Origin of the sequence: uncultured Alsobacter sp. (genome assembly GCF_945952055.1) — a bacterium.
In the GTDB taxonomy this organism is placed as follows: Bacteria; Pseudomonadota; Alphaproteobacteria; order Rhizobiales; family Beijerinckiaceae; genus Alsobacter.
The window spans coordinates 1-12,711 of sequence record NZ_CAMFHB010000014.1 but is presented as its reverse complement, the minus strand read 5'-3'; the positions used below and the strand labels follow the sequence as shown (position 1 = coordinate 12,711).

At 69.9% G+C, this 12,711-nt stretch carries 15 protein-coding genes; 7 read left to right on the top strand and 8 right to left on the bottom strand.

What is annotated here, in order from left to right; all coding sequences use genetic code 11:
• Window positions 1-8: 8 nt before the first annotated feature.
• From Q0Q47_RS12580 to Q0Q47_RS12565, 4 genes are all read right to left on the bottom strand, one after another.
• Window positions 9-1,112 (bottom strand): efflux RND transporter periplasmic adaptor subunit, encoded by a 1,104-nt coding sequence (locus Q0Q47_RS12580; RefSeq protein ID WP_293859827.1) that lies wholly within the window; start codon window positions 1,110-1,112, stop codon window positions 9-11.
• 100 nt (window positions 1,113-1,212) lie between these two features.
• Entirely contained in the window at window positions 1,213-1,545 is a 333-nt protein-coding gene (locus Q0Q47_RS12575) for a hypothetical protein (RefSeq protein ID WP_293859824.1), read from the bottom strand.
• A 325-nt stretch (window positions 1,546-1,870) separates the two neighbouring features.
• A complete protein-coding gene (locus Q0Q47_RS12570) occupies window positions 1,871-2,173 on the bottom strand; it encodes a hypothetical protein (protein WP_293859821.1) in 303 nt (100 codons plus the stop codon).
• A 152-nt stretch (window positions 2,174-2,325) separates the two neighbouring features.
• Entirely contained in the window at window positions 2,326-2,901 is a 576-nt protein-coding gene (locus tag Q0Q47_RS12565; RefSeq protein ID WP_293859818.1) for a histidine phosphatase family protein, read from the bottom strand.
• A 216-nt stretch (window positions 2,902-3,117) separates the two neighbouring features.
• On the opposite strand from Q0Q47_RS12565, the gene Q0Q47_RS12560 reads away from it, so the two are divergent.
• Window positions 3,118-3,909, top strand: a complete 792-nt coding sequence (locus Q0Q47_RS12560) for a DUF2189 domain-containing protein (RefSeq protein WP_293859815.1) — start codon at window positions 3,118-3,120, stop codon at window positions 3,907-3,909.
• 154 nt (window positions 3,910-4,063) lie between these two features.
• Here the strand turns inward: Q0Q47_RS12560 and Q0Q47_RS12555 are convergent, their stop codons facing one another.
• The 3 genes from Q0Q47_RS12555 to Q0Q47_RS12545 are packed head-to-tail and all read right to left on the bottom strand — an operon-like array spanning window position 4,064 to window position 5,855.
• The gene (locus Q0Q47_RS12555; RefSeq protein ID WP_293859812.1) at window positions 4,064-4,342 is read right to left on the bottom strand and encodes a MoaD/ThiS family protein; all 279 of its coding nucleotides are present in this window, start codon (window positions 4,340-4,342) and stop codon (window positions 4,064-4,066) included.
• A gap of 11 nt (window positions 4,343-4,353) precedes the next feature.
• Window positions 4,354-5,427, bottom strand: a complete 1,074-nt coding sequence (locus Q0Q47_RS12550; RefSeq protein WP_293859809.1) for an exo-alpha-sialidase — start codon at window positions 5,425-5,427, stop codon at window positions 4,354-4,356.
• Window positions 5,428-5,438: 11 nt separating this feature from the next.
• Window positions 5,439-5,855 carry a VOC family protein gene (locus tag Q0Q47_RS12545; RefSeq protein WP_293859806.1) on the bottom strand — a complete coding sequence of 139 codons (417 nt, stop codon included), beginning with the start codon at window positions 5,853-5,855 and terminating at the stop codon, window positions 5,439-5,441.
• A gap of 201 nt (window positions 5,856-6,056) precedes the next feature.
• On the opposite strand from Q0Q47_RS12545, the gene Q0Q47_RS12540 reads away from it, so the two are divergent.
• From Q0Q47_RS12540 to Q0Q47_RS12520, 5 genes are all read left to right on the top strand, one after another.
• The gene (locus Q0Q47_RS12540) at window positions 6,057-6,674 is read left to right on the top strand and encodes a TetR/AcrR family transcriptional regulator (protein WP_293859803.1); all 618 of its coding nucleotides are present in this window, start codon (window positions 6,057-6,059) and stop codon (window positions 6,672-6,674) included.
• Window positions 6,671-7,657 carry an HlyD family efflux transporter periplasmic adaptor subunit gene (locus tag Q0Q47_RS12535; protein ID WP_293859800.1) on the top strand — a complete coding sequence of 329 codons (987 nt, stop codon included), beginning with the start codon at window positions 6,671-6,673 and terminating at the stop codon, window positions 7,655-7,657. Before Q0Q47_RS12540 ends, Q0Q47_RS12535 begins: the two co-directional genes overlap by 4 nt.
• Complete coding sequence (locus Q0Q47_RS12530; protein WP_293859797.1) at window positions 7,644-8,609, top strand: ABC transporter ATP-binding protein; 966 nt, start codon at window positions 7,644-7,646, stop codon at window positions 8,607-8,609. The genes Q0Q47_RS12535 and Q0Q47_RS12530 overlap by 14 nt, the downstream gene beginning before the upstream one ends.
• Window positions 8,606-9,769 carry an ABC transporter permease gene (locus Q0Q47_RS12525; RefSeq protein WP_293859794.1) on the top strand — a complete coding sequence of 388 codons (1,164 nt, stop codon included), beginning with the start codon at window positions 8,606-8,608 and terminating at the stop codon, window positions 9,767-9,769. The genes Q0Q47_RS12530 and Q0Q47_RS12525 overlap by 4 nt, the downstream gene beginning before the upstream one ends.
• Window positions 9,770-9,959: 190 nt before the next feature.
• The gene (locus Q0Q47_RS12520; RefSeq protein WP_293859791.1) at window positions 9,960-11,189 is read left to right on the top strand and encodes a TCR/Tet family MFS transporter; all 1,230 of its coding nucleotides are present in this window, start codon (window positions 9,960-9,962) and stop codon (window positions 11,187-11,189) included.
• Between the two features lie 71 nt (window positions 11,190-11,260).
• Here the strand turns inward: Q0Q47_RS12520 and Q0Q47_RS12515 are convergent, their stop codons facing one another.
• Window positions 11,261-11,563 carry a DUF6496 domain-containing protein gene (locus Q0Q47_RS12515; protein ID WP_293859788.1) on the bottom strand — a complete coding sequence of 101 codons (303 nt, stop codon included), beginning with the start codon at window positions 11,561-11,563 and terminating at the stop codon, window positions 11,261-11,263.
• A gap of 106 nt (window positions 11,564-11,669) precedes the next feature.
• Between Q0Q47_RS12515 and Q0Q47_RS12510 the strand changes: the two genes are divergently transcribed.
• Entirely contained in the window at window positions 11,670-12,605 is a 936-nt protein-coding gene (locus Q0Q47_RS12510; RefSeq protein WP_293859785.1) for a dihydrodipicolinate synthase family protein, read from the top strand.
• Window positions 12,606-12,711 lie beyond the last annotated feature (106 nt).

The following is a 12,711-nucleotide window of genomic DNA, read 5'->3' as shown; positions in this document are numbered from 1 at the left end:
CGGCGTCCTCAGCGCGCTGCGGGGGCGCGCTGGGCGGCCACCGTCATGCCCGGCCGGACCCTCTGCTGGCCCTGCACGATGACGAGATCGCCGGCCTTCAGGCCCTCGGTGACCGCGACGAAGCCGTCACGAGAGGCGCCAAGCTTCAGGCGGCGCTGTTCGGCGACGTTGTTGCCGGCGACGACGAAGACATAGGACCCCGCCTGGTCCAGCGCCACGGCGCTCTCCGGCACCACCAGCGTGGGTTCGGGGGTGGCGCTCTCGACCAGGACGCGGATCGTCTGCCCCGGCACCAGAAGCGCCTTCGGATTGGCGATGACGGCCCGGACCGCCTGGCTGTCGGTGCGCGAATCGGCCTGCACGTCGAGAAAGTCGATCTTGCCGGTCTCGCCGTAGAGGCTCCCGTCCGGCAGCCGCACGCGGACCTTGAGGTCGGCCGCGTTGGGGATGTTCCGACGGGCCTCCTGCAGCTCGCGCTGCGTGATGTTGAAGAGCACGTAGACGGGGTCCTGCTGGACGATGGTGGCCAGGACCCCCGTGCTCGGCGACACGAGGTTGCCCGGCGAGACCGCCGCACGGCCGATCCGCCCATCCATGGGCGACCGGATCTCGGTGTAGGACAAGGTGATGTTGGCCGAGCGGACGGAGGCCTCGGACGCCAATACGTCGGCCTTGGCGCGCTGCAGGTCGGCCTGGCGCTGATCGAGCTGGACCTGCGAGATGTTGCTGGTCTTGTTCAACTCCTGCGCGCGCTCGAACTGCACCTCGGCATTGGCCAGCGTGGCCTGGGCCGCGGCGAGCGCGGCCTTCTGCTGGTCCAGGGCGGCCTCGTAGGGCGCGCTGTCGAGCTTGAACAGGACCTGGTCCTTGCGGACGACGTCACCGTCGTTGAACAGCCGCGGACCGAGGTAGCCCTCGATCCGGGCCCTGAGGTCGACCTTGTTGACGGCGTCGATGCGGCCGATGAATTCGGTCTGCTGGGCCAGTTGGCGCGTGGCCGCGGGTTCGACCACGACGGCGGGCGCCTGGGGAGATTGGGCCACTGCCGGACCCGTCATCGCGATGCCGGCCGCAAAACCCAGATAAGCCAGAGACCTGTTCAACTGCCGCATGCTCGTCCTGTCCCCGCAAGAAAACGGCCCCATCGTCTCCGGGGGCCGTCAGCGGGACCATAACAGCACGGATTGCGGCGCGGGTGAACCGCGCTCGTCGTCAGCGGCTGCGCGGCAGCAGGCCCTGGCGCAGCACCGACGCCGTGACCGGGGCGGCACCGGCGAGGGGCCGGCGCACGCGCGACACGACGACGACGGGGCTGCCGTCGCGGCGAACCGGACCCGCGCTCGCCTTGGACTTGGCGACCTTGGCGATGAGCGGCTTGATCTCGTCTTCGGTGACGCCCATCAGACCCGCCGCGATGGACGCGATCTCCTCGGGATCCTCGGAGAGATCCATCGCAGCGACGATGGCCTCTTCGACGGCGGGCTCCTCCCTGCGAACCCGCACGGGTCCCTTGTGCCAGGTGGCTTGGCTGGAAGGCCGGCGCATCGAAAGTCTCCGCATCAGGTCGGGTCGACTCCGTGTCGCCCGCTCACCGCTATTGTGCAGTGCAATATGGACGAATGCGGGCGATTTTCAAGCACTGACAGCGCCGCGCGACCATACGCACGCGGAAAGTTGAACGGAATGATTGATATTTCAATACGCGCGCTCCCGGACCCGCAAGCGGGCCGGGAGCCTGGTTTGGCGACCAAGTCGAGGGCGGGATTCGCGAATTTCGCGCCGGCGCCCGTTTGAGGGGCGTGAGAGGGCGTATGCGCTTTCCGCGTGAGGTGCGGCCCTCATGCCACAGTGGCGAGGGCCAACTCTCCGATTATTCGCAGACCCGCACCATGCGGTAGCCCGCGACGCGGCCGTATTCGTCGAACAGCGGCCGGCGCTCGCGATGGCAGATCGGCTCCGGCTCCTCGTAGACGATCGTCGGCGGCGGGGGCGGCGGGGGAGCGGCATAGGCCGGCGCCGGGCGACCGCCGCTCATCAGGGCGCCGCCCAGGACGGCGCCGGCGGCGAGGCCGCCCAGCAGGGCTGCATTGCGGCCTTCCGCGGCGTGAGCGGTGTCGACGGCCATGCCGCCGAGGCAGATGGCGATGAGAGCGGCAGGAACGATACGCAACATGGGGGTGTCCCTCTCCGTGGCCCGGACAAGGCGGGCAGTGGTTGCGTAAAAATGGAGGGAGGGAGTCAACGAGTCGTTAAGGTCGCGGCGCGGGAAAACACCGATGCCGCGGCATCGCCACCGGCCTCCCCGTCCCGCCACGGCGTGAGGCCCTAGAGCCGCGGGGCGATGGGCGTCCAGGCGTTCAGCACCCGCCGCGTGGCCCTGTCGAAGCTCCACCAGTGGCCCTGGAACGGCTGGTCCCGCCTGCGGTCGATGGGTTCGCCCAGATAGCGGCACAGGAGCAGCGTGCCCACGCCGCCATGGGCCACGACGGCGACGTCCCCGCCGGGCGTGAGCGCCAGGACGTGATCCACCGCGGTGGCGATCCGCTCCTGCGCGTCGACGGCGCGCTCCCAGCCGCGCACGCTCTCCTGCGGCCTGCCGAAGAAGGCGTCGGCCATGGCCTCGAACTCCGGCGGCGGCAGGAAGCCGGTGGCGCTGCGGTCGTTCTCGTGCAGCGGCTCGTGGACGCGAGGGGCGACGCCGCGCGCCTCCGCCAGGATCGCGGCCGCCTCGACCGCCTTGGTCTCGGCGCTGGACCACACCGCCGCCACGCCGGCCGTCGTCGGGGCCGCGGCGAAGCTCGCCATGCGCGCGGCTCCCTTCTCGGAGAGCGACCAGAGCGGGACGGGCCTGCCGGGGTCCACGGCCACCTCCGGATGCGAGATGAAGAACACGGTGGCCATCGGCAAAGCTCCGGCTGGATCACGAGATTGCGAAGGCCCCGACCCGGCGGGGGCCGCGGCGCGCGGTTGACGTCGGCGCAGAATGAGCCACGCTCACGAGATCGACAACGACGCGGGCGTACCGTTCGAAGACGAAGTGCACGACCAGTACCGGACGGCCCGCGGGCCTCCCGCCGCATCGAGGCGGCAGGGGGACCACTCGAAGGGAGAGGTTCCATGGTTGAGCAAGCCTTGTCGACGTCCATGACCGCAGGCGAACGCGGCCTCGCGGTCCGGCGCATCACGATGCAGGACATTCCCGATGCCCTCGGGCGCGGGTGGGCCGACTTCCTGGCCATGCCCACGCACGCTCTGTTCCTCGTCGTCATCTACCCCGTCGTCGGGCTGCTCCTGGCCGCGGCCACCGCGAGCGCGGACATCGTGCCGCTGCTGTTCCCGCTGGTGGCCGGCTTCGCGTTGCTGGGGCCCGTCGCGGCGATCGGCCTCTACGAGGTGAGCCGTCGGCGCGAGCGCGGCGAGCCTGTGACCGCCTCCGACGCGTTCGGCGTCGTCCGCTCCCCGGCGCTGCCCGCCATCGTCGAGCTCGCGGCCTTGCTGGCGATCATCTTCGTCGCGTGGCTGGTGGCGGCCATGGTGCTGGAGCGGGCCATCATCGGGCCGACCCGGGCCGGTTCGATCGTGGACTTCGTGACGGGTGTCCTCACCACGTCGGACGGCTGGACACTGATCGTCGCCGGGCATGCCGTCGGCTTCGTGTTCGCCGCGCTGTCGTTCGCCATCGGCGCGGTGTCCTTCCCGCTGCTCCTCGACCGCGGCACCGATCTGCGCACCGCGGTGATGACCTCGGTCCGCGCCATCCGCGAGAATCCGAAGGTGATGGCCGCCTGGGCGCTCACCATCGCCGTGCTCATGGCGGCGGGCTCGGTGTTCTTCTTCATCGGCCTGGCGATCGTTCTGCCCGTGCTCGGCCACGCCACCTGGCACATGTACCGCAAGCTGGTGCCCTGAGCGGTCGAGGCATCGTGCGTCCTTCGACACGCGGCCTCCGGCCGCGGCTCGGAATGAGGACCTTGGTGGAGCTTGAAGCACCAATGGTCCTCATCCGGAGCAGCCCGCGCAGCGGGCGTGTCGAAGGACGCAGCCTCTCACCGCAGCCGAGCCGTCACCCCCCGCTCACTGCGGTGAGGATGTAGACGTCGGCACCCGGCGCCAGCGGGGTGTCGAGCTTCGCCCTGCGGCCCGCCACGAAGACGTTGATGTGGCGGCGGACGGCAGGCGTCTCGTCGCACAGGCAGGCGCGCATGCCCGGCCAGCGCTCCTCGAGCCCCGACATGAGCTCGGCGACGCTGCCGGCGCGCAGCGTCAGGAGCCGCGGCGCGTCGGGGAAGAGCGGCACCAGCGCCGCGGGCAGCCGGACGTGGACCTCGCCGGGATCGGACACGGGGCCGGTCCTCAGCGCGAAACCAGGGTCTCGACCGAGGTGATCGTGGGCAGGTGCCTGGCCACGCAGGTCCAGGTCTCGCCCTCGTCGCGGCTGGCATAGAGCTCGCCGCCCCCCGTGCCCATGTAGACGCCGGCGGGCGTCAGCGGGTCCGTGGCGAGAGCCTGGCGCAGCACGTTGAAGAAGGCATCTCGCTGGGGAAGCCCTTCCCGCCCGTCGCGCCAGGTGGATCCTGCGTCGTGGGAGCACCACACGGCGGCGCGGGCGTCCGGCATGTAGCGCCCCTTGCTGTCGCCATTGAGCGGGGCGAGGTAGACGCGCTCCGGATCGCGCGGGTGCGCGGCCACCGGGAAGCCGAAGGTCGACGGCAGGCCGGCCTCGATGCTCTCCCAGTTCCGGCCGCCGTCGTCGCTGCGGTACATGCCGCAGTGGTTCTGCTGGTAGATGCGGTTCGGCATGCCCGGCGCCATCGCGATGCCGTGCACGCACTGCCCGGTCTCCGGATAGCGCTGGTCCTCCGGCATGTAGTCGCAGCGCACGCCCCTGTTGCGGGCTTCCCACGTCCTGCCGCCATCGGCGGTGTGGAAGACGCCGGCCGTCGAGATGGCCACCCAGACCTGGTTGGGATCGCTGGGATGCAGGACGATGTGGTGCAGGATGAGCCCTCCCGCACCCGGCAGCCAGCTCTCCCGGGACGAATGGCGCTGCAGGCCCTCGACATGCTCCCAGGTCTCGCCGCCGTCGTCGCTGCGAAACAGCCCGGCAGGCTCGACGCCGCACCAAAGCCGGCCATGGCCGGCCGCCAGGCTCCAGGCCGACTTGATCGGCGGCGCGCCCTCCGGAGCGGAGAGGCCCTTGCTGGAATGGGTCCAGCTCTTGCCGCCGTCGGTCGACGTCCACACCGCGGGGCCGAACCACTCGTTGCCGGCCGCGGCATGGATGGTGCCATCGGGGGCCCCGATCACGTGGTTGACCGGCCAGGTCTGGCAGTGGGGTCCGTCGACGGTCCAGTCCTGGCGAGCCTCGTCGCTGCGCAGGATGAAGGCGCCCTTGCGGGTGCCGACGAGAAGCGAGATCCCAGGCATCGGTCGGCTCCTCACTCTTCGACGTAGACCATCCACGACACGCCGAAGCGGTCGGTGAGCGAGCCGAAGGACTTCGAGAAGAAAGTCTTCGCGAGCGGCATCATCACCTGGCCTCCTTCGGCGAGCGCAGCGAAGGCCCGTTCCGCCTTCTGCTCGTCGCGCGTCACCAGCGTCAGCGAGATCCCCTGGAACTGGCCGGCCTTGCCCGAGCAGTAGCCGTCGGTCATGCCGACGGCGGATCCATCGATCTTGAGCCCGGCATGCATGATCTTGTTCTCGCTGCCGGGCGGCATCGTGCCGGGCGGCGGCTGATCCGGTGCGTCCGAGAACCGCATCATCATCTCGACCTCGGCACCGACCGCCTGCTTGTAGAAGGCGATCGCCTCCTCGCAGCGGCCTTCGAAGCTCAGGTAGGGCTGGATCGGCATCGGCTCTCTCCCGCACGGTTCTGGGGGACACGCGGTCCCGGCGGCCGGCCTCATGGGCCCGGCGCTCACAGGACGTGTGGCACGGCGGCGTCCCGACACGAGGATGCGCCTTTTTTCGTCGGCGGGGGAGGGACCGTCGCGGCACTGGCCACCCGCCCCGTCTCATGTTATGACTGACTGGTCAGTCATAAAGGGTGATCGATGCCCCGCCGTGCCGCCGCCGAGAGCCAGCGTGACCGCCGGGCCGAAATCCTGGCCGCCGCGCTCGACGTGTTCGCCGAGCAGGGTTTCGCGGCCGCCCGGCTCGACGACGTGGCGGCCAAGGCCGGCGTCGCCAAGGGCACGCTGTACCTGCACTTCGCCAGCAAGCAGGACCTGTTCGAAAAGCTCGTCTCCGGCGAGGCCGCGCCGGTGCTCGGTCAGCTCGAGGGCCTGGTCCGGCACGCCCACGGCCCGACGATCGAGCTCGTGGCGGCGCTCCAGGCCATCTTCGTGCGCGAGGTGCTGGGGACACGGCGCAAGGACATCGTCCGCCTCGTCATCAGCGAGGGGCCGCGCTTTCCCGCCATCGCCCAGTTCTGGCATCGCGAGGTGGTGTCGAAGGGGCTGGCCGTGCTGTCGGCCCTTGCCCGGCGGGCCGCGGCGCGAGGCGAGATCGAGGGCGACGCGCTCGTGCGGTTCCCGCACCTGTTCATGGCGCCTCTCCTGATGGCCATGATCTGGGATGGGCTGTTCTCGCCCTTCGCACCGCTGGACGTGCCCGCCCTGCTGCAGGCGCATCGCCAGGTGCTGTTTCCGTCCGGAGGGACGAAGCCATGAAGAAGGTCGCCGTCGCGCTGCTGGCCCTGGTCGGGCTCGGCGCCTGGGGCTGGACCGGTTGGTCGGGGCGGGAGAAGGGACCGCCGCGCTACCAGGGCTGGGTCGAGGCCGACACCATCTTCATCGGCGCTGAGGATACGGGCCGCCTGGCGACCCTGGCGGTGAGCGAAGGCCAGCAGGTGAAGGCCGGCGATCTCCTGTTCGTCCTCGATTCCCGCACCCAGGCCGCCGATCTGCAGGCCGCCAAACAGGCCCTCGACGAGGCCAGCTCCAAGGTGGAGCGGCTCCAGGCTGCCCAGCAACGGCCCGAGGAAATCGCCATTCTCGAGGCCACGCTGCAGCGCGCCCAGGCCTCGCTGGAGTTCGCCCGGCAGGAGCTCACGCGCACCCAGGAGCTCGTGCGCAAGGGCTTCGCCACGCAGTCCCGCGCCGACCAGGCGCAATCGACCTTCGACCAGGCCAAGGCGGCGGCGGAGGAGGTGCAGCGCCAGATCGTCGCCGCGCGCCTCGGCGGCCGTCGCGAGGACCTCGACGCCGCCCGCTTCGTCGTCGGCCAGGCCGAAGCCCGCGTCGCGTCCGCCCGCGCCAGGTTCGACCGCCTGACCGTCGCCGCGCCGCAGGCCGGTCGGGTGCAGGAGGTCTACTACCGGGCGGGCGAGATCGTGCCGAACATGCGGCCCGTGGTGGCCATCCTGCCGCCGGCGAACATGAAGGTGCGCTTCTTCCTGCCGCAGGCCGTGCTGCCCTCCGTGCAGGTCGGGCAGGCGGTGGCGCTGACCTGCGACGGATGTCCCGCCGGGCTCGCGGCCGAGATCATCACCATCGCGCAGGAGGCCGAGTTCACCCCGCCGGTGATCTACAGCCTCGAGGAGCGCCAGAAGCTCGTCTACCGCGTCGAGGCCCGGCCGCGCACGCCCGAGGCCTTGCGCGTCGGCCAACCCGTCGAGGTGCGTCTCGGAGGCGGCGGCGATGCCCTCCGCTGACGCGCCCGACGCACCTTCACGGAGCCGCAACGGCGACGTGGTCATCGACGTCCAAGGCCTGAGCAAGAGCTTCAACGGCCGCACCGTCGTGCGCGATCTCTCGATGCAGGTGCGCCGCGGCCAGATCTACGGCTTCCTCGGGCCCAACGGCTCCGGCAAGACGACCACCATCCGCATGCTGTGCGGCTTGCTGACGCCGGACTCGGGGACCGGCACGTGCCTGGGCTACGACATCCTCACGCAGAGCCATCTCATCAAGCGCCGGGTCGGCTACATGACCCAGCGGTTCTCGCTCTACCAGGACCTCTCGATCCGCGAGAACCTGGAGTTCGTGGCCCGGGTCTACGGCCTCGCCGACCCGCGCGGCGCAGCCCGGGACGCCATCGCGCGGCTGGGACTGTCCGGCCGGCAGGACCAGCTCGCCGGCGAGCTCTCCGGCGGCTGGAAACAGCGGCTCGCGCTGGGCGCCTGCATCCTGCCGTCACCGGACCTGCTGCTCCTCGACGAGCCCACCGCTGGCGTCGACCCCAAGGCGCGACGCGACTTCTGGTCGGAGATCCACGCGCTGGCGGCCGAGGGTCTGACGGTGCTCGTCTCGACCCACTACATGGACGAGGCCGAGCGCTGCCACGAGATCGCCTACGTGGCCTATGGCCACCTCCTGGCCCACGGCACCGTCCTCGAGGTGATCGCCCGGGCGGGCCTCACCACCTGGACGGTCGCGGGCGACCACCTCCTGGCGCTCGCCGACAGGCTCGCGCACCTGCCGGGCGTGGACATGGTCGCGCCCTTCGGCAACAGCCTGCATGTCTCGGGCCGTGACGCCGTGAAGCTCGAAGCCGCGATCGCCCCCCTGCGCGGGGACGCGTCCCTCCACTGGACGCAGGACAAGCCCAGCCTCGAGGACGTCTTCATTGACCTGATGGGGCAGGTGAAGGACAACTTCCAATGAGCGAGGGGACCCGCACCGCACCCGCCGTGCGCCGGCTGGCCGCCCAGCCCTTCGGCCGGTTCTGGGCCATGCTGGTGAAGGAGTTCATCCAGCTGCGGCGCGACCGCGTCACGCTCGCCACCATGGTGTCGGTACCGCTGATGCAGCTGCTGCTGTTCGGCTTCGCCATCAACACCACGCCGCGCCACATGCCCGCGGCGATCCTTCTGCAGGAGCAGACCGACGTCTCGCGCTCCATCCTGGCGGCGTTGCAGAACACGAGCTTCTTCGATTTTCGCCGCGTCGCCCGCACCGAGGAGGAGGTCGATGCGGCCTTGCGCTCGGGCGAGGTGCTGTTCGCGGTCGAGATCCCGGCAGGGTTCGAGAAGGCGGTGCGGCGCGGCGAGACGCCCGCGCTCCTGTTCATCGCGGACGCGACCGACCCGGTCGCGTCGGCATCCGCGCTGGGGGCGCTCAACGAGGTGACGCGCACGGCTTTGGCCGGCGATCGTTTCGCCGCGGGGACGGCCAGCGCGCCGCCGTTCGAGATCCGGCAGCACCGGCGCTTCAACCCGTCCGGGTCGAGCCAGCTCAACATCGTGCCGGGCCTGCTCGGCACGATCCTGACCATGACGCTGCTCATTTTCACCGCGCTCTCGGTGACGCGCGAGGTGGAACGCGGGACCATGGAAAACCTGCTCTCCATGCCCATTCGCCCGACCGAGATCATGATGGGCAAGATCGCGCCCTACATCGTCGTCGGGCTCCTGCAGGCGGCGCTGATCATGGGCGCGGGCGTGTTCGTCTTCGGCGTTCCGATGGTCGGAAGCCTCGCCCTGCTGACCGCCATCTCGACCGTGTTCATCGCGACCAACCTGTCGATCGGCTACACCTTCTCGACGCTGGCCCAGAACCAGCTGCAGGCCATGCAGATGGCCATGATGTTCTTCCTCCCCAACATCCTGCTCTCGGGCTTCATGTTCCCCTTCTCGGGCATGCCCACCTGGGCCCAGTGGGTGGGCGAGGCGCTGCCGCTGACCCACTTCCTGCGGGTCGTGCGGGGCGTCATGCTGAAGGGATCGGGACCGGCAGACGTGGTGCGCGAACTCGCCTTCCTGATGGGGCTCATGGGCATCGCCATGACGATCGCGGTGACGCGGTTCAGGCAGACGTTGGATTGATGGAGCATCGGCCCGATGCTGCGTGCTTCGACCGGCTCAGCATGAGGCTTCGACACGGCCGCTACGCGGCCTGCTCAGGATGAGGACCATTGTGGGTCTTGAAAAATCACAATAGTCCTCATCCTGAGCAGCCGCCGCAGGCGGCGTGTCGAAGGACGCAGGACCTCGCCGTGCGGGGAGAGAGACCCGCATGAGCCTACAACCCGGCCGCCACGCTCTCACCTTCGTCTTCATCACCGTCGTCGTGGACATGATCGGCATCGGGCTCATCCTCCCGGTGCTGCCCGCCCTGATCCGCGAACTCGCCCATGTCGACGTGGCGCAGGCGGCCGTGATCGGGGGCTGGCTGCTGGTCGCCTACTCGGCCATGCAGTTCCTGTGCGGACCCATCGTCGGCAACCTCTCGGATGCGTATGGCCGCCGGCCGGTCCTGCTGCTGGCCTTGGGCGGCCTCGGGATCGACTACGTGCTGTGCGCGTTTGCCCCGTCCATCGCGTGGCTGTTCATCGGACGGCTGCTCGCCGGCACCTTCGGGGCGAGCCACGTGACGGCTTACGCCTACATCACCGACATCACGCCGCCTGAACAGCGCGCCAAGGCCTTTGGGATGGTGGGCGCGGCCTTCGGGATCGGCTTCGTCATCGGGCCGGCGATCGGCGGGCTGCTGGGCGCCTACGGGCCTCGGGTGCCCTTCATGGCCGCCGCGGTGCTGGCGCTCGCCAACGTCGTCTATGGCTGGTTCGTGCTGCCGGAGTCGCTGCCGCCCGAGAAGCGGCGGCCCTTCCGGTTCAAGCGCGCGAACCCGCTCGGCTCGCTGGCCGTGCTGCGCAGGGACCCGCTGCTCAGCGTCTTCGGCGTGGTGGTCTTCCTGCACTTCCTGGCGACGAACGTCTATCCGGCGGTGTGGGCCTACTACACGATCTACCGCTACGGCTGGAGCGAGCTGCAGGTCGGTCTGTCGCTCGCCGTCTACGGCATCGTCACGGCGGCGGTGCAGGGTGGGCTCGTGGGGCCGATCATCGCGCGGCTGGGTGAGTGGCGCACGGCGCTGCTGGCGCTCTGCGTCGAAGTCGCGGCCGGGTTCGGCTACGGCATCGCCTCGGCAGGCTGGTTCATCTACGTGCTGATCGTCGTCGGCGCGCCGCAGAACATCGCCCTGCCGGCGATCAACGCCATGATGACCCGGCGCGTGGGCGCGAGTGCCCAGGGCGAACTGCAGGGCGCACTGGCCAGCATCACCGGCATCACCGCCATCATCGGACCGCTGCTCGCCACGCAGCTCTTCGGCCATTTTACCGGGCCGCAGGCGCCTACGGAACTGCCCGGCGCACCCTTCTTCGCCGCCATGCTGCTCTCGGCGATCGCGGCGTGGCTCTTCCTGCGGACACGGGTTCTCGCGGCTTCCGGGCCGCCGGCCTAGAGCATGCTCCAGGTTTCCGGTGGTCGCATGCTTTTCGCGAAAAGCCGGGTTCCACCTTTTGGCGGCAAGTTCTAGCTCTTCTTCCCGCCCCGCGCGCCCTTGGCGAGCGTGCGGTCCTGGGCCTTCTTGCCTTCCGTCTCGGCCTGCGCCGTTTCCCCGCGCTTCTCCTTGCCCTTGGTGCGGGCCAGCGCCGTCTTGTTGCGCTTGGGTGTCTCGCGGGTGGAGGCGCCGGCTTCGCTGAGCGCGATGGCGATCGCCTGCTTCGGGTTCTTCACCTTGGCGCCATCGCTGCCGGTGCGCAGCTCGCCTTCCTTGAACTCGTGCATCACCCGTTCGACGGTCGCCTTCTGGGCTGGGCTCTGGGACTTCGCCATGGCCGTGATCTCCTTGCGTGATGCAGGGCAACGTCTCCCCGTCGGCGGTGGTTGCGGCCGCGCGCCTGCGCTATAGGGGATCGGCCAATCACGGGGAGGATGAACCATGGCTCAGACCGCGCAGGCGAAGCGGCCCTACAAGGGCGTGTACCCGGTCGTTCCGACGATCTTCGACGAGCGCGGTGAGCTCGACATGGCGGGCCAGCTGCGGGCCGTCGACTGCATGATCGACGCCGGCTCGAACGGCCTGTGCATCCTCGCCAACTTCTCCGAGCAGTTCGTCCTCACCGACGAGGAACGCGAGCGCATCATGGGGGCGGTGCTCGACCACGTGGCCGGGCGCGTTCCCGTCATCGTCACGACGACACACTTCGCCACCCGCATCTGCGCCGAGCGCAGCAAGCGCGCGCAGGCGGCAGGCGCCGCCATGGTCATGATCATGCCGCCCTACCACGGCGCCACGATCCGCGTGTCGGAGAAGGGCATCTACGACTTCTATGCCGCCGTCTCCGACGCCATCGACATCCCGATCATGGTCCAGGACGCCCCGGTCGCCGGCACGCCGCTGTCCGTGCCGCTGCTGGTGCGTATGGCCAAGGAGATCCGCAACCTCGCCTATTTCAAGATCGAGGTGCCCTTCGCCGCCGCCAAGCTGCGCGAGATGATCGCCCGGGGCGGCGAGGCCATCGAGGGCCCGTGGGACGGCGAGGAGGCGATCACGCTGATGGCTGACCTCGATGCCGGCGCGACCGGCTCGATGACCGGCGGCGGCTATCCCGACGGTATCCGCACCATCATGGATCCCTGGCTCGCCGGCGACCGCGACGCCGCGATGCGCGCCTACGAGCGCTGGCTGCCGCTGATCAACTGGGAAAACCGCCAGTGCGGCCTGCTGGCCGCCAAGGCGCTGATGAAGGAAGGCGGCGTCATCGCCTGCGAGACCGGCCGCGCGCCCCTGGCCCCGCTGCACCCCGCGACGCGCGCCGGCCTGATCGAGATCGCCAAGCGCCTCGACCCGGTGGTGCTGCGCTGGGGGCGGTGAGGAGAGGTCGGCTCCCCTAAGCCGTTCTCCACCCAAGCTCGATCTATCGGCCGTCCTGGCCGGGCTTGGTGTACAGACCGGAGACATGGTGAACACTCGTTCGGGG

What these genes read in the sequence shown, in the direction of transcription:
- Q0Q47_RS12515 (WP_293859788.1), bottom strand. Translation starts at nt 11,563, where the DNA reads ATGGCGAAGTCCCAGAGCCCAGCCCAGAAGGCGACCGTCGAACGGGTG.
- Q0Q47_RS12575 (WP_293859824.1), bottom strand. Translation starts at nt 1,545, where the DNA reads ATGCGCCGGCCTTCCAGCCAAGCCACCTGGCACAAGGGACCCGTGCGG.
- Q0Q47_RS12560 (WP_293859815.1), top strand. Translation starts at nt 3,118, where the DNA reads ATGGTTGAGCAAGCCTTGTCGACGTCCATGACCGCAGGCGAACGCGGC.
- Q0Q47_RS12545 (WP_293859806.1), bottom strand. Translation starts at nt 5,855, where the DNA reads ATGCCGATCCAGCCCTACCTGAGCTTCGAAGGCCGCTGCGAGGAGGCG.
- Q0Q47_RS12535 (WP_293859800.1), top strand. Translation starts at nt 6,671, where the DNA reads ATGAAGAAGGTCGCCGTCGCGCTGCTGGCCCTGGTCGGGCTCGGCGCC.
- Q0Q47_RS12550 (WP_293859809.1), bottom strand. Translation starts at nt 5,427, where the DNA reads ATGCCTGGGATCTCGCTTCTCGTCGGCACCCGCAAGGGCGCCTTCATC.
- Q0Q47_RS12510 (WP_293859785.1), top strand. Translation starts at nt 11,670, where the DNA reads ATGGCTCAGACCGCGCAGGCGAAGCGGCCCTACAAGGGCGTGTACCCG.
- Q0Q47_RS12530 (WP_293859797.1), top strand. Translation starts at nt 7,644, where the DNA reads ATGCCCTCCGCTGACGCGCCCGACGCACCTTCACGGAGCCGCAACGGC.
- Q0Q47_RS12565 (WP_293859818.1), bottom strand. Translation starts at nt 2,901, where the DNA reads ATGGCCACCGTGTTCTTCATCTCGCATCCGGAGGTGGCCGTGGACCCC.
- Q0Q47_RS12520 (WP_293859791.1), top strand. Translation starts at nt 9,960, where the DNA reads ATGAGCCTACAACCCGGCCGCCACGCTCTCACCTTCGTCTTCATCACC.
- Q0Q47_RS12570 (WP_293859821.1), bottom strand. Translation starts at nt 2,173, where the DNA reads ATGTTGCGTATCGTTCCTGCCGCTCTCATCGCCATCTGCCTCGGCGGC.
- Q0Q47_RS12580 (WP_293859827.1), bottom strand. Translation starts at nt 1,112, where the DNA reads ATGCGGCAGTTGAACAGGTCTCTGGCTTATCTGGGTTTTGCGGCCGGC.
- Q0Q47_RS12540 (WP_293859803.1), top strand. Translation starts at nt 6,057, where the DNA reads ATGCCCCGCCGTGCCGCCGCCGAGAGCCAGCGTGACCGCCGGGCCGAA.
- Q0Q47_RS12525 (WP_293859794.1), top strand. Translation starts at nt 8,606, where the DNA reads ATGAGCGAGGGGACCCGCACCGCACCCGCCGTGCGCCGGCTGGCCGCC.